The organism is Bacillus sp. 11C, from assembly GCF_055486375.1.
The window spans coordinates 369,358-388,314 of record NZ_JBUPVZ010000002.1 but is presented as its reverse complement, the minus strand read 5'-3'; the positions used below and the strand labels follow the sequence as shown (position 1 = coordinate 388,314).

General features: G+C 42.8%; 18 protein-coding genes and 1 pseudogene. 10 read left to right on the top strand and 9 right to left on the bottom strand.

What is annotated here, in order from left to right; translation table 11 throughout:
* Positions 1-67: 67 nt before the first annotated feature.
* The gene (locus ACY3LV_RS04580; protein WP_176365283.1) at positions 68-253 is read left to right on the top strand and encodes a hypothetical protein; all 186 of its coding nucleotides are present in this window, start codon (positions 68-70) and stop codon (positions 251-253) included.
* On the opposite strand, the gene ACY3LV_RS04575 is transcribed toward ACY3LV_RS04580, so the two are convergent.
* Together ACY3LV_RS04575 and ACY3LV_RS04570 are read right to left on the bottom strand one after the other, a co-directional pair.
* Positions 250-1,065 carry a protein kinase domain-containing protein gene (locus ACY3LV_RS04575; protein WP_333561317.1) on the bottom strand — a complete coding sequence of 272 codons (816 nt, stop codon included), beginning with the start codon at positions 1,063-1,065 and terminating at the stop codon, positions 250-252. The two genes, ACY3LV_RS04580 and ACY3LV_RS04575, sit on opposite strands and share 4 nt — an antisense overlap.
* Before the next feature lie 123 nt (positions 1,066-1,188).
* Positions 1,189-2,046, bottom strand: coding sequence for a hypothetical protein (locus tag ACY3LV_RS04570; RefSeq protein WP_333561315.1), 858 nt, complete (start codon positions 2,044-2,046; stop codon positions 1,189-1,191).
* A gap of 132 nt (positions 2,047-2,178) precedes the next feature.
* Here ACY3LV_RS04570 and ACY3LV_RS04565 point away from each other — a divergent pair, with 132 nt between their 5' ends.
* The 4 genes from ACY3LV_RS04565 to ACY3LV_RS04550 all read left to right on the top strand — a co-directional run bounded on the left by ACY3LV_RS04565 (position 2,179) and on the right by ACY3LV_RS04550 (position 5,602).
* The gene (locus tag ACY3LV_RS04565) at positions 2,179-3,363 is read left to right on the top strand and encodes a DUF4885 domain-containing protein (protein WP_333561314.1); all 1,185 of its coding nucleotides are present in this window, start codon (positions 2,179-2,181) and stop codon (positions 3,361-3,363) included.
* A gap of 284 nt (positions 3,364-3,647) precedes the next feature.
* Positions 3,648-5,036, top strand: a complete 1,389-nt coding sequence (locus tag ACY3LV_RS04560) for an amino acid permease (protein WP_148962841.1) — start codon at positions 3,648-3,650, stop codon at positions 5,034-5,036.
* Between the two features lie 110 nt (positions 5,037-5,146).
* Positions 5,147-5,395, top strand: coding sequence for a sigma-G-dependent sporulation-specific acid-soluble spore protein CsgA (gene csgA / locus ACY3LV_RS04555; protein WP_003234887.1), 249 nt, complete (start codon positions 5,147-5,149; stop codon positions 5,393-5,395).
* A gap of 15 nt (positions 5,396-5,410) precedes the next feature.
* On the top strand, positions 5,411-5,602 hold the full coding sequence (locus ACY3LV_RS04550) for a DUF5370 family protein (protein WP_148962842.1): 192 nt from the start codon (positions 5,411-5,413) through the stop codon (positions 5,600-5,602).
* 29 nt (positions 5,603-5,631) lie between these two features.
* On the opposite strand, the pseudogene ACY3LV_RS04545 reads toward ACY3LV_RS04550, so the two are convergent.
* Positions 5,632-6,430: pseudogene (locus ACY3LV_RS04545) on the bottom strand (penicillin-binding transpeptidase domain-containing protein).
* Positions 6,431-6,491: 61 nt separating this feature from the next.
* Here ACY3LV_RS04545 and ACY3LV_RS04540 point away from each other — a divergent pair.
* Positions 6,492-7,745 (top strand): cytochrome P450, encoded by a 1,254-nt coding sequence (locus tag ACY3LV_RS04540; RefSeq protein ID WP_333561312.1) that lies wholly within the window; start codon positions 6,492-6,494, stop codon positions 7,743-7,745.
* A 40-nt stretch (positions 7,746-7,785) separates the two neighbouring features.
* Here ACY3LV_RS04540 and ACY3LV_RS04535 read toward each other — a convergent pair whose 3' ends face one another.
* Positions 7,786-8,046, bottom strand: coding sequence for a hypothetical protein (locus ACY3LV_RS04535; protein WP_039075993.1), 261 nt, complete (start codon positions 8,044-8,046; stop codon positions 7,786-7,788).
* 359 nt (positions 8,047-8,405) lie between these two features.
* On the opposite strand from ACY3LV_RS04535, the gene ACY3LV_RS04530 reads away from it, so the two are divergent.
* On the top strand, positions 8,406-10,034 hold the full coding sequence (locus tag ACY3LV_RS04530; protein ID WP_187441514.1) for a Na/Pi cotransporter family protein: 1,629 nt from the start codon (positions 8,406-8,408) through the stop codon (positions 10,032-10,034).
* Positions 10,035-10,050: 16 nt separating this feature from the next.
* On the opposite strand, the gene ACY3LV_RS04525 is transcribed toward ACY3LV_RS04530, so the two are convergent.
* A complete protein-coding gene (locus tag ACY3LV_RS04525) occupies positions 10,051-10,950 on the bottom strand; it encodes a glycerophosphodiester phosphodiesterase (protein ID WP_464863452.1) in 900 nt (299 codons plus the stop codon).
* 99 nt (positions 10,951-11,049) lie between these two features.
* On the bottom strand, positions 11,050-12,384 hold the full coding sequence (glpT, locus tag ACY3LV_RS04520) for a glycerol-3-phosphate transporter (protein WP_464863451.1): 1,335 nt from the start codon (positions 12,382-12,384) through the stop codon (positions 11,050-11,052).
* 293 nt (positions 12,385-12,677) lie between these two features.
* Between glpT and ACY3LV_RS04515 the strand changes: the two genes are divergently transcribed.
* From ACY3LV_RS04515 to ACY3LV_RS04505, 3 genes are all read left to right on the top strand, one after another.
* Positions 12,678-12,926, top strand: a complete 249-nt coding sequence (locus ACY3LV_RS04515; protein WP_333561310.1) for a YbeF family protein — start codon at positions 12,678-12,680, stop codon at positions 12,924-12,926.
* Between the two features lie 91 nt (positions 12,927-13,017).
* The gene (locus ACY3LV_RS04510) at positions 13,018-13,935 is read left to right on the top strand and encodes a bifunctional helix-turn-helix transcriptional regulator/GNAT family N-acetyltransferase (protein WP_464863450.1); all 918 of its coding nucleotides are present in this window, start codon (positions 13,018-13,020) and stop codon (positions 13,933-13,935) included.
* On the top strand, positions 13,932-15,185 hold the full coding sequence (locus ACY3LV_RS04505; RefSeq protein WP_464863473.1) for an MFS transporter: 1,254 nt from the start codon (positions 13,932-13,934) through the stop codon (positions 15,183-15,185). Before ACY3LV_RS04510 ends, ACY3LV_RS04505 begins: the two co-directional genes overlap by 4 nt.
* A 19-nt stretch (positions 15,186-15,204) precedes the next feature.
* Here the strand turns inward: ACY3LV_RS04505 and ACY3LV_RS04500 are convergent, their stop codons facing one another.
* From ACY3LV_RS04500 to ACY3LV_RS04490, 3 genes are all read right to left on the bottom strand, one after another.
* The gene (locus ACY3LV_RS04500; protein ID WP_464863449.1) at positions 15,205-15,630 is read right to left on the bottom strand and encodes a hypothetical protein; all 426 of its coding nucleotides are present in this window, start codon (positions 15,628-15,630) and stop codon (positions 15,205-15,207) included.
* A 63-nt stretch (positions 15,631-15,693) separates the two neighbouring features.
* Complete coding sequence (locus ACY3LV_RS04495) at positions 15,694-16,605, bottom strand: hypothetical protein (RefSeq protein WP_148962849.1); 912 nt, start codon at positions 16,603-16,605, stop codon at positions 15,694-15,696.
* A gap of 87 nt (positions 16,606-16,692) precedes the next feature.
* On the bottom strand, positions 16,693-18,888 hold the full coding sequence (locus ACY3LV_RS04490) for a glycoside hydrolase domain-containing protein (RefSeq protein ID WP_464863448.1): 2,196 nt from the start codon (positions 18,886-18,888) through the stop codon (positions 16,693-16,695).
* Between the last annotated feature and the right edge of the window lie 69 nt (positions 18,889-18,957).

The following is an 18,957-nucleotide window of genomic DNA, read 5'->3' as shown; positions in this document are numbered from 1 at the left end:
CCCGCTGATGTTTTCTTTCTCCTATAAACTCTATATAATAGGCAGAAAGAAATGAGGTAATCAGCATATGTTTAAAAAAATCATTAAAACAATCAAGCACCTCTCAAGCAGTTCTAGCGGCCGATATCGCAGACATCGGCATTACAGCAGCAGCCGGCGCAGGCACTACAGCAGCAGCTCAGGTAAAAGAAGACACTACGACCGCTATGGCGGCAGTCATCGTTACAAACGCCGGAGCTACAGCAGCAGTTAATCCAAAAAAGTTCTTGTTCCGCTTTTGGGACAAGGGTTTTTTTTTGTGGCCGATTGAATGGCACGGTTTAGGTCTTCACGGATGGAAGCGGTGTGCTGATACTCTTCATCAATGCCCAATAATTTTTTCAGCAGCAGGGTTACTTCTTTTGTCAGCGTTAATTCCTCCAGCCAAGTGGCGTTTTTCCTCTTTTTCCCTTTATATTGAGAGTACAGCAGGAATAACAGTGTTTCTCCGAGATCAAAAAAGTCATCCTGTTTCCTCACTTTTACTTCCTCCGTTTCTTCAGTAGTCAATTGCTTCGCAAGGCCGAAATCGATGAGGCAGAGCCTGCCATTATTGATGATGATATTAGGCGTTCTGATGTCGCTGTGAAAAATCAGGTAATCATGCAGGTATTCTACAATCTCAAGCAACTGCGAAATCAGCTGTAACGCCATGAGCTCTGTAAATGGCTGTTTTCGAAAAAATAATAATTCTTCTATATTATCTCCATCAATGAACTGCATGACATAATAAGCCTGTCCGCCTATGGTGAAATCTTCTATGAAGGCCGGAATTTGCGGGTGGTGAATGCTTTTGAGCAGTTTCATTTCCTGCTGGAACCGGACTCTTTCTTTTTCCTTTTTTGCTTTTGTCGGCCGGAGCTGCTTTAAGACATAGGGTGTTTGAGTATGGACATCGGTGCACAAATAAACCAAGCCATAGCCGCCCATTCCGAGGCATTCTTCGATTCTGTAATGATGATTTAGGATAATGCCGTCCTTTAAAGGGCGGTCAAAAAGTAGCTTTTTTATCTGTTTTAATGCCATGTCTGCACTTCCCTTGGTTGTACTGATTTTAGTTTATCAAAACAATGGCATTTTGGGCTAAGTAATGGGGAGCTTAGCATAAAAAAGAGCCGGCCCATGGAACTTGAACCAGCTCTGTATGAATTAAAACTGTTTTGTGACATCGTATTCATAATCTATTTTTGCTTTGACATTACTCATCGTCGATCTAGCAGTCGCTAATGTATTGTATTTAAAACTCCATACTTTTGCGACACTTAGTTGATCTGACAAAGAGATATCATAAGACCCTGATGTTGAGCTATTCACAAGGGCACGGCGCCATTCGTTGTTTTCGCTCGTCATGATCATATGACGTGTATTTCCCTGGCTTGGTGTTTGAGTGGCGGTTGTTTGTACTCTAGTTACAATGGCATCCCGCGGTATTCCGGATTGGTTTGTTAAATCAACCTTGATCACGCTGGAGTCAGAACCTGAGGGGCTAAGGGCTGTATTTCCTTTATTATCGGCAACACCGCTGAATGGGAACGTTCCGCTGCCGGATTTGATCCGATTTTCAATTGAAAGTGTAAAATACATGTTCCCGGTATAAGTGCCGCGTGACACTTTGACATAGAAGGTATCCGTGATGTTTTGGGCGTCAGCATTGGCATAAATAAAAGAAGAGAAAGTATTGGGGTTAATGACTTCTGTGCCTTGCGAAACAGGAACTCTGTTCTTATCGTAAATTTCGATTTTCATCCCTGTGTACGCGCTCTGGTATGTACTTCTGACGTATACTTTTTCTCCCTTATAAGCTGTAAAGGTGAAATAGGCTTCATCTTGTCCGGCTTCCAGTATCGTTGTATCGATATTCTTATATTTCCAATAACCGATTGGCGCTGCGGTATCAAATGAATTGTTTCCTGTAATAGCAGTGACTCCGGCAGCTGATGCCGAATGTGTAAAGGTGAAGAAGACAGACAGCATAATAGCGAATGGAATGAGCCATTTTTTCGTCATGTAAACAACCTCCTTTTATTTCCATCATACATAATAACACTTCGGGTGTAAATAAATGTTTTTTGAGGTTAATATATACATTGGCATTGCCGATAAAAAAGAGTAAGAGAGAATTGTTCAGGGGGGAATCCAATGCGTCTGAATCGGCAATTTATCCGCTCACAGCTGATGGCACAGAACATATTGAAACAGAATCCGGCTGCCAAGCGCGAGAATACGTCTGAAAATACAGCGGCGGTGCTGGAAAAGGCATACAGCAGGCTTGAGTCACGATCTGCCAATAAGGGAATCAATCAGTTCAATTATTCTAAAACCAGTGTGGCGGGAAACAGCGGAACGTTCAGCAAAGTGTATCAATCAGCAAATGATCGAACAGTGATGGACACAGGGGAAGAAACAGTGATTCAATCCAATAACCCCTATGAATCTGAGAGTGATATCAGAATCAAAATACTGGATGAAAAATACAGCAGGATAAATGCGATTAACAAAACAAAGTCTGATCCATTAGGCTATATTAAGAATAAATATCAAAATTCAAAGTCGCCTTATTTCAGAAGTGATCTGTCAGCTGCGGAAAGACAGGCTGCTTACGATAATGAAACAGAGTGGCTATTCAAAGGGAAGGCGCAAAACTATAACCTGCAGGATGCTGTGTTTCGCAATGTCACGTTTCATGGGGAAGTGGAAGCTGAGAATGAAAAGGTGTATCAGCGGAGCCAGGTCAACCAGCAGCTGCAAGTGCTGGTGAATCGAAATGATATTCACATTCCGGAGGGGACAGAGCTGACGTTTACGATTACGCCGATTGACTATAAGGTACAGGTGAGCGGGACGAAAGATGAGGCACTCATAAAGCAAATTGAGCAAGCGCTGCAATCTGGAGACAACAGCAAAGAGCTATTTTTACATATCATGAAAAGCCAAAGTATTGACTCGACACAATATTCCGAAGAGGCATATCAAAAGTATCAAGCTGCTCGTGAGATGTACGACGTCACAGGCTATCAGTTGAAGGATTTAGAAGTGATCGACGGGCGGTACGTAACACCTGATGGACGTGACTTATTAGACGTATATAAAGAAGAGCTTGAAAAAGATCCTGTTCAAAAACAAACGGCTTCCTATGCTATATCTCACTATCGTTCGGAGCTCAGTAAAATGGCGGAAGCCGGGTATGATGCCATTCCGGATTTCATCCTATCAATTGATTACAGCAATGGATCTCTTAGAGATGTGGGGCAAAGCAAGAGCTACGGCACCGGAGATACCGAGTGGATTGAAACATTAAAGCGTCAAACTGGCGCGACTTATTAGAAAGCTGTTCATTGTGAACAGCTTATTTTTTATGAGAATTTTAGGAATAATAAAATTCATACAATTTAATTATATTTATATAAAAGATTTTAAATGAAGTGTAGATGAAAAACTCTGACTAAAGGTGTTTACCTGAAAAAAACAATTGTATTTTCCAGAGAAATTTATTATGATGAAATAAGTAATTTTGGAGATTATATAACAATATTAAGTTTGAATTTTCAGATTGTTATAATTGATTGTTGAGAAAGATGTCGAGTATTCTGTTAAGAGGAGGAAGAGGAGTGGCAAATCAAGAATTAAAGAGGGGCTTGGGCGCGCGTCATATTCAGATGATCGCCTTGGGAGGTACGATTGGTGTTGGCTTGTTTATGGGTTCTGCCAGCACGATTTCATGGACTGGTCCGTCTGTCCTTTTGGCTTATGCAATATGCGGAATTTTTATCTTTTTTATCATGCGTGCGATGGGTGAAATGCTGTATGTCGAGCCGAGCACGGGTTCTTTCGCGACATTCGGTCATAACTATATTCATCCGCTGGCAGGTTATATGACAGCCTGGAGCAACTGGTTCCAGTGGGTTATCGTCGGCATGTCAGAAATTATCGCTGTCGGTTCGTATATGAAATATTGGTTCCCAGATTTGCCTGCTTGGATACCTGGTATCGTGGCAATGGTGATTCTCGGGGCGGCGAACTTAATTTCTGTTAAGTCGTTTGGTGAGTTTGAGTTTTGGTTTGCGATGATTAAAATCGTGACGATTATCTTGATGATTATTGCCGGAATCGGGATTATTTTCTTCGGATTTGGAAACGGCGGAGATGCGATCGGATTGTCGAACCTGTGGTCTCACGGAGGATTCTTTACTAACGGCTTCTCTGGCTTCTTCTTTGCGCTGTCTCTCGTTATTGCGGCCTATCAAGGGGTTGAGCTGATCGGGATTACAGCCGGTGAAGCGAAAGACCCGAAAAACACGCTAAGAAGTGCGATTCAAAGTATTATCTGGCGTATTTTGATTTTCTATATTGGCGCTATCTTTGTAATCGTGACAGTGTATCCTTGGGATGAGCTCAATTCACTTGGAAGTCCGTTCGTGTCTACGTTCGCGAAAATCGGAGTTACGGCAGCGGCCGGTATTATTAACTTTGTCGTGATTACAGCGGCAATGTCCGGCTGTAACAGCGGTATTTTCAGTGCAGGACGCATGCTCTATACACTTGGGGTAAATGGACAAGCACCGAAATTCTTTACGAAGATTTCACGTAATGGGGTGCCTCTCTACGGCACAATTGCTGTAATGATCGGTTTGGCTGTCGGTGTTGTGCTGAACTATATCGCGCCGCCGAAGGTTTTTGTGTATGTGTACAGCGCAAGCGTGCTGCCTGGTATGATTCCTTGGTTTGTCATCTTGATCAGCCACATCGGATTCAGAAAAGCGAAGGGCGCTGCATTAGATAAACATCCATTCAAAATGCCGTTTGCACCTTTCACAAACTATGTGACGATTGCTTTCTTGCTGATGGTTCTGGTCGGCATGTGGTTCAACGATGATACTCGTATCTCTCTGATTGTAGGCGTGATTTTCTTAGCGCTTGTGGTCATTAGTTATTATGGGTTTGGGATTGGCAAACGTACGCAGGCGAATGTGACAAAAAGCGATCAAGCGGTTGAATAACATGGAAAAGAGACATTCACGGATGTCTCTTTTTTTATTTTTGGCGTATGGATTTTTCCTATTTTAGCAAGCTATAGGATAAAGATAGCGGAAGGAAAGGTGTTCATAAAATGGATGTTACACTCGGTTATTTGCGTGAATCACTTTCGAACCATCTTGAAAATGAAGTCTGCCAGCGGATTTGCAAGAAGATGCTGGCGAAGCGGTATGCGAATGAAGAGGAATTTGTAAAAGACTTAGATGACAATGAAATGTCTTTTTTGAATCATGTGTTAGAAAAAGAAATTAAGTATGCCCAGAATGAACAGGATCAAAAACGGGCCAAGGAATTAAACGAGGTGTATGAATTACTGCTTTGAAAGGCGGGGTAAGAAGTGGGAGCAATTGAACGAAGCGGATATACATTTCAGCCGGAGTTTAGCGTCGTCCGTCAAAACGGAGCCATCCATGTGTATCTTCACGGCGAATTTGTGGAAGAAATTGAATTTGAATTTAACGGGGAATTTCCCGATCATGATTTGATTGAAGAGCTTGTGAATCATTATTGTTTTGAGCATGAGATTTAGAGCCTTGCCTATTTGCAGGGCTCCTTCATTTATGATGTGATCAGGCCATGCTTTTTCAGGATATTCACTGTGATGTTTTTAGCTTTTGTGCCGGAATCAAAGTCATTGGTGCAAAAATATATGAGCCATGCTCTGTGTTGATGAATCCAATAAACCAGCCTAACCCCATATCTGTCAGGTGGGTTCCGGTTTTCCCGTAGAACGTGTAATGACGCCTTTTTCTTGAATCATCATGCGCATAACTGTTTTCATCACTGATTGATTAAATGGAAACGCCACTTTTTAAAAGCTTCTTCAAAAAGGCTTCTTGTTCCAGCGGAGAAATTGTCAGAGAGCTTTGCAGCCAAAATTAGTCGATACCCCGCTGATATCCTCGTTGCCGTAAGACAATGTATGAAGCCATGTTTTCATTCTTTCCTCGCCGATGTCTCTCGCTAATTCTGATAATACCAGACTGCGGATTCGCGCATGGCCGAGCCAAGCGTATGGTCTCGGTTCCATGATTCAAATTCACGATTGACCCCGTCCCATCGTATTCATCCCGAACAGTTTTTACCTGCAAATTGATTAAGGGTTCACGACTTTAAAGGTGGACTGCGGAGTTTTTGTCTTTTGTTTGACCGTTCTCTGTTGCAGACAAATGTCTGATCCTTTTGCATATCGTGCAGGATGAAGGTTCCATCCGTATTATTAAATTCGTCATCGACATTCAGAGAAAGCTGTGTGGATGGAAAAGCTGCCGATCCCTGCAATGCGCAGAGCAAGTACAACTTTTTGCTTTTCTTCGTTATAAATAATGAAAAAATGCTTAGAAGCAAATACTGTCATTGGGTTTATCATCATGAGATAACGTGAAAAAAGAGGGTAAAAAGGAAGGTAGGGTTGCGGGATGAATGAGCAGATTCCACATGACAAAAGCCTCGATAACAGTCTGGCTTTGGTGCGGGAAGGATATTTGTTTGTAAAGAATAGAAAAGAGCATTACCAATCGGATTTGTTTCAGGCGCGTTTGCTTGGAAAAACATTTATTTGTATGAGCGGCTCGGAGGCCGCGAAGGTATTTTACGATACGAAGCGATTTCAGCGGCAGGGTGCTCTCCCGAAACGTGTGCAGAAATCCCTGTTTGGCGTTAATGCAATCCAGACAATGGATGGTGAAGCTCATCTTCATCGGAAGCTGCTTTTTCTGTCATTAATGACACCGCCGCATCAAAAGCGTTTGGCTGAGCTGATGACAGAGGAATGGGAAGCGGCAGTTACGAGATGGGAGAAGGCAGATCAGGTTGTGTTATTTGAAGAAGCAAAAGAAATCTTATGCCGGGTAGCGTGCTATTGGGCAGGTGTTCCGCTGAAAGAAACAGAAGTCAAAGAGAGAGCTGATGATTTCATTGATATGGTCGACGCGTTCGGTGCGGTGGGGCCGCGTCATTGGAAGGGACGAAGAGCAAGGCCGCGTGCTGAAGAGTGGATTGAAAGAATGATTGAAGATGTTCGTGCCGGCTTGCTGAAAACATCTGCCGGAACAGCGCTGTATGAAATGGCGTTTCACACACAAGAAGATGGAAGCCAGCTGGATTCCCGGATGGCAGCCATTGAGCTGATGAATGTACTGCGGCCTATCATCGCTATTTCCTATTTTCTTGTGTTTTCAGCTTTGGCGCTTCACGAGCATTCTGCGTATAAGAAATGGCTGGGTTCTGGAAGCAGCCGGGAAAGAGAAATGTTTGTGCAGGAGGTCCGCAGATATTATCCGTTCGCACCGTTTTTAGGAGCGCTTGTTAAAAAGGATTTTGTATGGAATAACTGTGAGTTTAAGAAGGGGACATCTGTATTGCTTGATGTATATGGAACGAATCACGATCCCCGCTTATGGGATCATCCTGATGAATTTCGGCCTGAACGATTTGAGGATCGGGAGGAAAATCCGTTTGATTTGATTCCTCAAGGCGGAGGTGACGCGGAGAAAGGGCATCGCTGTCCGGGGGAAGGGATAACAATTGAAGTCATGAAAGCAAGCTTGGATTTTCTCGTGAATAAGGTAGAATACGACGTTCCGGAACAATCGCTGCATTACAGTCTTGCCAGGATGCCGTCATTGCCTGAAAGTGGATTTGTGATGAGCGGGGTCAGACGAAAAGGGTAAATTTAAAAGCTCTCTTCCTTTATCGAAGAGAGCTTTTAGATTACTTCTTTTTTTCATCGTAATATTGGACGGGATACATGGAGCCTTCGGATACCATTTTGTTATCCTCGATATCTTGCGGGTGCGGGTGGCCGGCTTTATCGACTGGGAACTTCTCCATTTCAGGCTGTTTTGTCATTTTCATTTTCATGCTGTGAATGAATTCTCTTGCTTTTTGGCGATTCGACGGGTCTTTTAATAGATAAGAAGTGATGCCGACAGTTGAAACAGCGAGACCTGAAAGTAACAGCTTTTGTTTCATGGTGATACTCCTTTCTATTTGAAGAGTAGTGTTTCCTGTATCATTCCCGTTCTCATTATTGCTAAACCTTGCCGCTTGTCTTACTCAGGAGAACTGTAAAGCGGATGTTGTTTCTGTATACAGAAAGCTGGAAAGGGAAAGAATAATTGCCATGATAAAACCTTGTGATGATGTAAGAATTTTGTAGTCGATTGGTCATGTTCATCGCGAAATATTACACGAATGTAAACGTTAAATAGGACCATAAGGCTGATTGTTAAGTTATTGTAAATTCAGCGGTTGTTTTATTTACAACCAATTGAACTTGAAACATAATCGAAGAGAGTTTGCTGAATAATGTCTAAACAGAGGTGAACATGTTGGCGATTGATTTACAAACATTACTGTTCGAATTTCTCGGAGGTCTCGGTATTTTCCTGATTGGGATTAAGTTCATGGGAGAGGGACTTCAGAAATCGGCTGGAGATAGATTAAGAAATATTTTAGACCGTTTTACAAGCAATCCGTTGATGGGCGTATTGGCGGGGATCATTGTGACGGTTTTGATTCAGAGCAGTTCCGGAACCACGGTTATTACCGTAGGGCTCGTCAGTGCGGGCTTTATGACGCTTCGCCAGGCCATTGGGGTCATTATGGGGGCCAATATTGGAACGACGGTTACCGCGTTTATTATCGGAATCGACATAGGGGCCTATGCCTTGCCGATTATTGCTCTCGGCGGATTTTTACTGTTTTTCTTTAAACATAAAAATATACAAAATGCTGGCCAGATTGTGTTTGGATTCGGGGCTCTGTTTTATGGATTGGAGTTAATGAGCGGCGGCATGAAACCGCTCCGTTCACTTGAAGCGTTTCATGATTTAACGGTTAGTATGAGCACCAATCCGGTTTTAGGTGTTGTCATTGGGACATTGTTTACGGTACTCGTGCAAAGCTCCAGCGCCACGATCGGTATCTTGCAAGGTTTATTTTCAGATGGTCTGATTGATATTAACGGCGCACTTCCGGTGTTATTCGGGGATAATATAGGAACGACGATCACAGCGATTCTCGCGTCTCTAGGTGCATCTGTTGCCGCGAGACGTGCTGCGGCTACTCATGTGCTGTTTAACCTTATCGGGACAGCGATTTTCCTGATTTTGCTCAAGCCGTTTACCTCTTTGATTCTATGGTTGCAGGCTGCAATGGGGCTTGATCCCAAAATGACGATTGCCTTTGCGCACGGAATCTTTAATACGTCCAATACACTCATACAGCTTCCTTTTGTCGGGATATTGGCTTTGATCGTAACAAAACTGATTCCAGGCAAGGATTCAATGGTGGAATACAAGTCGCATCTTGATCCGATTTTTATTGAGCAATCTCCATCTATTGCTCTCGGGCAAGCAAAAGAAGAAGTTCTGCAAATGGGGAACTTTGCGGTGCAGGGGCTGGAGGTTACAAAACAGTTCTTGGTCACAAAACAGCCGAAATACGCGGCAAATGCTTACCAGTTAGAGGATGCGGTTAACAATCTTGATCGGAAAATTACTGATTATTTGATTGAGCTTTCTTCAAGCTCTCTCTCAGAGCACGAGTCTGAGGAGCATCATATGCTGATGGATACAGTCAGAGACATTGAAAGAATCGGAGATCACTTCGAAAATGTGATTGAACTGATTGAATATCAGCAGGCACATCGTGTGGTTCTTACTGAATCTGCCATGGCGGATTTAACGAAAATGATGGATTTGACGATTTCTACTGTGAAGGCGTCCATGGATGCTCTGCACCAGAATGATGTGAAGATCGCTGATCAAGTCATTGAAAAAGAAGATGAAATTGACAAAATGGAACGGAAGCTTCGCAAAAAGCATATTATCCGTCTGAATGAAGGGCTGTGCACTGGACAAGCGGGCATTGTCTTTGTCGATATGATCAGCAACCTGGAGCGTATCGGCGATCATGCGGTCAATGTTGCAGAAGCTGTTATTGGTGAAAATCAATGAGAAAAAGCTTAGAATCCTAGGATTCTAAGCTTTTTTTGTAGTCTTTTTTCACATGCTGAAAGACATCAGGGTAATTTGTGAACACTCCTGTCACTCCCCAGTCAAGCAGGCGGCGCATATCTGCTTCCGTATTGACTGTGTAAGGATGAAGCAGGAGGCCGTGGCTTCGGATCATGCGGACGTTTTCTTGATTCAAGGCTTTATAATCCGGACCTGCACCGACAGCGTATGTTTTGATTTCTTCTAGGTCAGCATCTGTCATTGACGCCATTTGTTTGGCTTCCAGCAATTGAACAGTTGGCAGGTTTGGCTGTAATTGCTTAACTTTTACCAGGCTTTCTTTGCTGAACGATTGAATGATCACTTGGCCGGGCTTAGAACGTTTGCCCAGTAATTTATGCTTCTGCAAAGAAGCGATCAGTTTTTCTTCCATACCTGGGTAGGTGTCAGGCGATTTTGTTTCGATGTAGTAGTTCGCGTGTTTTCCGAAACGGTCTAATACTTCGTCTAATGTAGGAACTTTAAGGCCGGCATACTGCGGCTTTGCTTTTTTCGGATAGGCTTCATTAAACCAAGAACCGGCGTCAAGTTTCTTAATGTCTGCGAGTGTATGGTCTTTCACCCAGCCTGTTCCGTTTGTGGTGCGGTCCAGTTTTTCATCGTGCATGACAATCAATTTGCCGTCTTTTGTCATTTGCAGATCCAGTTCAATATAATCTGCTTTCATTTTCTGAGCGGTTTCGTAAGACAGGATCGTGTGTTCAGGCACATATCCGGAAGCCCCTCTGTGCGCGACCGTCAGGATACGGTCAGGTGACAGCAGGTTCCCTTTTGACGCTGCCGACACTGGTGTTACCATTAATGAGAGTAAGCCCAGCGACAGAAGAACCAAGGCTAGTATTCTATTTTTCCGCATTATTTCTCCTCCTTAAGTTAAGCAGTATCTTTGTCTTTCATATTAGAAAACTGATGTAAACGGCGTGTTGGAAAACGATTAATCTTTTGTTTTTCTTTCTTAAACGTGCTCCGCCCGTTTTCCTGTATTCCACGTCAAAGCTAAGAAGACGATGGCAAGAATGCAGGAAGAGACCAGCATGATAAAGCCGCCGTTCCAATCATATCGATCAACGACAAAGCCCATAATGGCGTTGGCGAATGCGGATCCGCCGATGTATCCGAAAAATCCGGTCAAACCAGCCGCAGTTCCGGCTGCTTTTTTCGGCGCAAGATCAATCGCTTGCAGGCCGATCAGCATAACAGGTCCGTAGATTAAGAAGCCAATGCTGATCAGGGCGATGTTGTCTACGAGCGGATGACCGGCGGGATTCAGCCAGTACACCAATACGGCAATGAAAACGCCCGCCATAAACAAAACGCCTGCCGGTGCCCGTCGGCTTCTGAAAAATCGGTCGCTGATCCAGCCGCACAGGATCGTTCCCGGTATGCCGGCGTATTCGTAAAGAAAATACGACCAGCGCGAGTCCTCAGGAGAAAAGCCTTTGGCTTCTGTTAGGTAAGTAGGTGCCCAGTCAACAACGCCGTACCGTACAAAATAGACAAATACATTCGCAAACGCGATGTACCAAAGAAATTTGTTGTTCAGCACGTATTGAAAAAGGATTTCTTTTGTTGTTAATTCGTTTTCCTGATTTTTAAAAGCGTGTTTGGGATAGTCATTACGATACTCTTCAATTGGCGGGAGTCCGCAAGATTGAGGCGTATCGCGAACCAATAAAACAATCAAAAATGAAATGATAATGGCGATGATGGCTGGGAAGAAAAACACGCTTTTCCAAGTCGCGAACATCGCAATGCCAAGAGTGACAAGCGGAGCAAGAATACCGCCGCCTATGTTATGGGCGACATTCCAGATCGACATTTTTGTCCCGCGTTCACTAATGGAAAACCAGTGGGCTATTGTCCTGCCGCATGGCGGCCAGCCCATTCCCTGAAACCATCCGTTGATAAACATAAAAATGAACATGATGGTGACGCTCGAAGTCACCCAAGGCATTGAAACGAAAAGAATATTAACGATTGCTGATAAAAATAGGCCTGTCGCGAGAAAATATCTCGGATTGCAGCGGTCAGACACCATGCCCATGATGAATTTACTGAAGCCGTACGCAATGGACACAGCGGCCAGCACCAAGCCCAGTTCCGTTTTTGAAAATCCCTGTTCCTGCAGATAAGGAATGGCAAAGGCAAAGTTTTTCCGCAGCAGGTAGTAGCCTGCGTATCCGATAAAAATACCAATGAATACTTGGAGCCTAAGCTTTTTATAAGCCGCATCCGTCTTTGAATCATCCAGTCTCTCAATGTGAGGAGCCGGTTTAAACATGTGAAACATCAAAATCATCCCCTTTGCTGTTTGTGCTGGATGTGTGGCGTGCCTCCTTTCCGAAAAACAAAAAGAGCCAGAAAACACCCCCTTGTTTAAAAGGGGTTGGATTCCTGGCTCTCCTCATCTCCATCCAAGCTATTAACTTATCATGATAGCGCTTTCTTAAATTATCATAGTCCGGAGTGAATGTAAACGGGTAATTTTCAAATGTGGACCTAGGGAGTGAAAATTATCCTTTTACTAATTGCGGGTATGTTTTTTTACAAGCAGCATAAAAATCTGGAGGGAGGCTGTTGCAGGTGGATGAATTAGATATCGCATTCGGTATTCTGCCGTTAGGGATTATCGTGTTATCGGTTGTCGGGACTTGTGTTTGTCAAAACGCGTATCTGATACCGATGTTTAGTTTGATGATTTCGCTAGTGCTCACCTTTACCGTTTTTAATCTATCATTTTTGGGATGGGTTGTTGTCTATACCTTGGTTTCACTGGCTATATCCTATATCACAATGATTGTGATCAGGAAAAGGAAAGCATCAGGAAAATGAAAATGCTCCACTTTCCAATATATCGTTGACTATGGCAACTAAATATGATTATAATTGCCTTAATCAACGATATAAGAAAGTGGGGATAGATTTGAAAACCAGTGGATCATCTGTCGGTTTAAAATTCAGAAAGTTCAATCGATTTTATACAAATGTTCTTGGCCTCCTTAATGAGCACATTTACGACAGCCCGTTTTCCTTAACAGAAACACGGATTTTATTTGAAATTTATAATACGCCTAATTGTACGGCAAAAGCCCTTCAGGATAAGCTTGGGCTTGACCGGGGATATGTCAGCAGGATGTTGAAACTGTTTGAAAAAGAAGATTTGATCTATAAACAGAAGAGCAAAGCTGATGCGCGCCACCATTATATTTATGTCACGGAATCAGGAAAAACGATTTATAAAAAGCTGGAGGAGAAAGCGAACGAACAAGTAGAACTGATGCTGAAGGAAATTGACCAAAAGGACCAGCACAAGCTTGCGGAGGCGATGGCGGAAATTGAAGCGATCCTTTCACAGTCGCTAACTTCCAGAACGTCAGACATATCGATTAGAGATTATTTTCTTTCGGATGATCTTCAAATCCTCATTGAAAAACATAGACAATTTTATGCGGAGGCGCATGGCTGGGACGACACGTTTTTAGCTTATCTTCATGAGACATTTGATGCGGAAATCGAAAACATATGGATCGCGGAAAGCGGCGGGAAATTTGCCGGCTGTGTGGGCTTGGTCAAACATGATGAAAAGACTGTGCAGCTCAGATGGTTCCTGGTTGATGACGATTTTCGGGGCAGACGGCTCGGCACTCAATTGCTTGAGCATCTGGTTGCATACTGCAGGGAAATGAGGTTTGAACGCATTTTCCTTTGGACGGTGAGCACCATGGCTGAGGCCCGTCCGCTCTACGAAAAATTTGGATTCAGGATAAGTGAAGTAAAAGAAGAAGCGCCATTATGGGGGCAGCGTCTGACAGAAGAACGGTGGGATTTGGAGCTATCATGAAAAGGCTGCATTATGCTTGGATCATCGTTTCCGTCACCTTTTTGATCTTATTGGCCGTTCAGGGGGTGCGCTTGTCGTTTGGTGCGTTTGTGGAGCCGTGGGAACGGCAATTTTCAATGGATAGAGGCACCATCTCGCTGATTTCTACGATAAGCTTTATTGTCTATGGCATATCTCAGCCTGTGATCGGGCGGCTTGTGGATAAATGGGGTGCTCGGGCTGTTTTGTCATGGAGTGCGCTGCTGACAGGAGTCAGTATTTTCTTAACATACTTTGTCACTTCGCCTTGGCAGCTGTTTCTGCTTTATGGATTAGGTGTATCGCTTGGAGTTGGGGGAGCATCGAATGTGGCAGCAAGTGTGTTGGTCGTCAATTGGTTCAGCAAAAAGCGGGGACTAGCTTTTGGGATCATGGAAGCAGGCTTTGGCGCTGGGCAAATGCTTCTCGTTCCCGGCTCACTCATGCTGATCCATTGGTTTAGCTGGAAGTTGACGGTTGTGGTGTTAGGGCTGCTGTTAATCGTGATTGTCTTTCCGGCTGCAATGCTGATGCTGCGAAACAATCCTTCAGAAAAGAATGCAGAGCCGATAGGCGGGCTTGCGGCTGCGGAAAAAGAAACAGCGCCCGAAACAACTGCTCTTTCAGTTACCGGGATGTTTCGGATGAGGCAATTCTGGTTTTTGATGTTGCCGTTTTTGATCTGCGGATTTACGACCGTGGGGCTGATGGATACTCATTTGATTCCCTTTTCTCACGATCACGGCTTTTCAACGACTGTCACAAGTGCCGCTGTCAGTCTGCTGGCAGGCTTTAATATCGCTGGCATCTTACTGTCCGGGATTGTAGCGGACCGGTGGAGCAGCCGGAAAATCCTGTGCTTTCTATATGCGGTGCGCGCGCTGTCGATTGTGATTCTGATTTACAGCCACGAGCCTTACTTGCTTTTAGGCTTTGCGATTCTGTTTGGATTAGTGGACTTCGCCACGGTAGCGCCGACTCAAATGCTCGCCACCCAGTACTTTCAAAACTACTCGATCGGCCTCATGATCGGCTGGCTGTCGCTCGCCCATCAAATCGGCTCGGCACTCGGCGCGTATATACCTGGCGTCATCTATACGGTAACGGGTGAATATACACTGGCTTTTTATTTGTCGATCGGGATGCTCGTGCTGGCCAGTGTGATGAATGTGTTGCTTAGGGAGCCCGCGGCGGTCACGCGTGACAGTGCGGCTGTGGTGGAGAAGCTGTAAGAGAAAAGCATCTCTTCTTTTATTCAGAGATGCTTTTTTTGTATTTCTGTTCTAATACGAAATCAATCATTCCGACAATACGGGCGTTTTCGGATTTTTGTTTGAAGCGCTCAGAGATTTGAACTTTTCTTGAGAATGGGAAAACAACAAAAATCCAAAAAAGGCCGATCAAGGCAAAAAACATTTGTACAGTTAATTCTATTAATTCATTAAAACGAGTGCTGAAAAAATAAATATATAACGTTACGAATGTCACGAAACAAACGATTTTGACAGTGTGTTTGAATGTGAGTTGCGGTTCGCTAAAGAATACTTTTAATTGATTCAGCATGATGGAGTCATGTTTGTTTAGGAAAATCAAAAGTTCTCTATCATCTTTTGCATGTTCTAAAATAAACGTCGCTGCTGTTTCGGTTTCTTTATATGTGTGTAGGTCTTTATTCAATACATATATCTCCTAAGTATAGAAATTGCGTATTTTATTTTCTTATTTCAAGGTGAAACAAAACTAAAGGATTTTTTTGTGATATCTTTCAGTTAGAATAAAATCTATAACTCCTTTCATTCGCAAATATTCGGCTCTCTGTGCAAAATGCAGAACAGTATGTAATTGTCCTTTTCTAGATATATTTAAAAGCTTTATCAAATCAATAAGGATTTTCAAGAAAATAATGAATAAAAGATAGATAAAAATGTCTGGTATGTCAATGTAACTGATTTGTCCTGAAAATAGAGTAGTTGCATAAATGACAATTATACTTCCGCAAAACATCAAACTCATATATTGTGAAAGGGAAAATGGACGAGCAGAAAAATATGCTTTTAATTGGCTCAGCACAGCATTATCTTTTGTATCTAAGTAGCCCAAAAGCTCTTTATCATTTTTACTAATTGTAAGTACATGATTCAATACAGCATTAAAATTCATTGAATCTTCTTTATCAGAGGCAGTTGGTTTATTAGCCTGTATGTTTTGTTGATCCATTTTATACTTTTTATAAAGTATTGTATTAATTAGCTTGTTTTTCTCATGGAATTCAGATTGTTGAATAAGGGATGCATCTCCTTTGTTTTTATATCCTCTTTTTATGACTTTGGTATAAGCCATAAAGATACAAATGACTGTGAAGATAGAAAATACAGCAGGTAAAATATCAGATAGAATAGAATTAGTGAAGACTTCTTTTGCTTGAATGAAAAGGAAAGAAGCTAAAGTCATAGATATAAACATGCATAAAACTGCTACTTTCACTAGAAACTGAAGCGGAAGGGGAGGTTCAGAATAATATTGCTTCAACTGGTTGAGTGTAAGAGAATCTTGACGAAAAAGATAATCTATCATCTCCTGTTGATTTTGCATCTCATCGATATCATGAGCGATGGTTCTTGTTTTTTCAAAAACTATTTGATCATTTTTCATTTTTGGTAAACCTCCAAAAGATCATAAATAAACTAAAAAACTGCATGAGCATATTTTAACTTATGTTCATGCAGTTTTGTATTGATGTTAGCTAGTATAGTAGGCAAAAATGGCCAATAACATAGCAGATAGTGCGGTGGCTGCTTTGACTCCTTTATTGTTCATTAAATCACTGCCCATATTCCCAATTAGAAAAAGTGCAGCAATACCTACAACAGGGAATAAATATTGATCATAAGACGGCCAATCTAAGGCTAATTCACTCTCGGGAGACGTTACTGGTACGCCCTTGTATGTCTTTATTTTAAACGTAATCGTAGTCGTAAGTCCAGTTGTAGCACTGTCACCTACTGGAATATCAGGGGTATAGATTTTAACTTGAATATTTAATGATTGAACGGTTGGATTTACATAAATCTCCAAATAACCATTACGGACTGATAAGCTGAGACTGTTTAAAAGGTTTTGGTAAGAGTCGATTTGTGACGCAGTGAGAGACGTTTGAGTGTCGCCCAGTAAACCTGTGATATAGGCACCTGGTTTACCGTTTGTAATGGTAATCGTATTTGGTGATCCTTCACTTGGAATGGTTGCCAGAAGTGAAGTGGATAGAATAATATCCAACTCAGGTGATGTAAAAATGGTTTCTGTCGTATCAAATTCAAACATCGCATTTGCGAGGTTTGTTAGATTTTCTAAAGCCGGAATGGTAGTTAAAATGTCTGTCAGTGTACGCAGTCTTGCATCATATTTCGGATCAGACGGCGGATTTACATGGCTTACGCCTGAGTCTCTTCCTGAAAAGCCGTCTTTATCAATTCCGATGCTTCCAGAACCGCTTCCGATTGTTCCCTCATAGAATTGATCAAAGGCCCAGTTATTTGGCATCGGATAGCCAAGGTTGCCGCTGAATCCAGTTGACATATTTGCCACAAAACTATATTTTGTCAGCCCTGCTTCTGATGTACGGTTACAAATGTTTCTCGGTCCGTAAACCCCAATTTCATATTTAGGTGCGGTTGAAAATGTCTGCATTTTAGCAAAAGCTGACTTGATTTCTTGGAAATATGGGATGATTTTATCGGTTACTTCATAATCGTATGCATCAAAATCGACGGCAAAATAAATGGTCGTACCTGACGGGAAACCTAATCTTCGAGCCGCAGAAACAGCGCTGTATGCATCTCTTGTGCCTTGGTCTTTGACAAAATAAGAAGATTCATAGCCGCCGTCTTGATAAATGGGAAAAACCTTTAATCCCGCATCAGAAATAACTGAAAGTTCTTCTGACGTTAGAGCTTTCGATGTGAGGCCGGTGCTTGTCCGCACATTCCCGGTTAAATATCTTCCAACCGTTTTATAACCGTTATTCCGCAGTGTTTGAGCTTTTTCTGCCGTTATAATTGTGGCGGTGTCACAAGCAGAAGCTGTCCGTGTTGTGTCTCCTGAGCTTGATAATAAAGCTTTAATGGTCGGCATGTCGGCATAACCTGTTTGAGGCAGGCACATGAACTCTTGAAATGCTTTAACGGCTGAAACGACACCAACGCCATATTTGCCGTCAAATTCACCGGGATCGAACGATTTTCCGTTGCAATAAAGAGCGTACTGAACAATCAAGACAAAGCCTGTTCTTGAATCGCCGGGAGTTAAAGTAGGGCATAAACTTGTTGTGCCGTTTCCGAAAAATCCATTGGCGACACTTGTGCTCATGCCTTCTTCTTTTTGCAGGGCATAAATAAGGGCTTTGTTTGTATCGCGGGCATACAGTCCGTCACAAGGCATCAACCCGATGTAGTCATTGTAGTCTCGGTTTAAATTTTGCTGAATCTGGCGTATTCTTGAATCGCCCCCAGATACCAGTTTAAAAGCGCTCATGTCCAATAAAGCTTTCATAATCAACGTGGTGACAATTCCATCCTGTGTTGTCAGTCCGGCCGCTTTCTGAAATTCCTTCACCGCAGTTTCTGTTTGTTCGTAAAAGACGCCTGTAAAACCGCCGGGATTAAAACCTTTGCACCATAAAGCGCCTTGTAAAATAAAATTCATGTTGCTTGGTTTTGAATTTGGATCTTGTTTTTTAAGAGGTTTAAATAAGCGCTGTGTTGTCGGACCAAAGTTATCGGCCGGTTCCGAGATGCCCAGTTCAATTTGAAGCGCCCGAGTCAGGCCGTAGATCGTGTCCCATCCAGTTTTCCCGCTCTCTTCTACTGGGGTATACCCATGTTTTCCGCTGTACGTACTGTTTAGCCATTGCTGAGTGATAAAGACCATTTCATCCATTTCGATTCCTCCTTCATGAGATCGCGTTCATTTATAGGTGGCAAACGTAGGACAAAATAAAAAATAGAT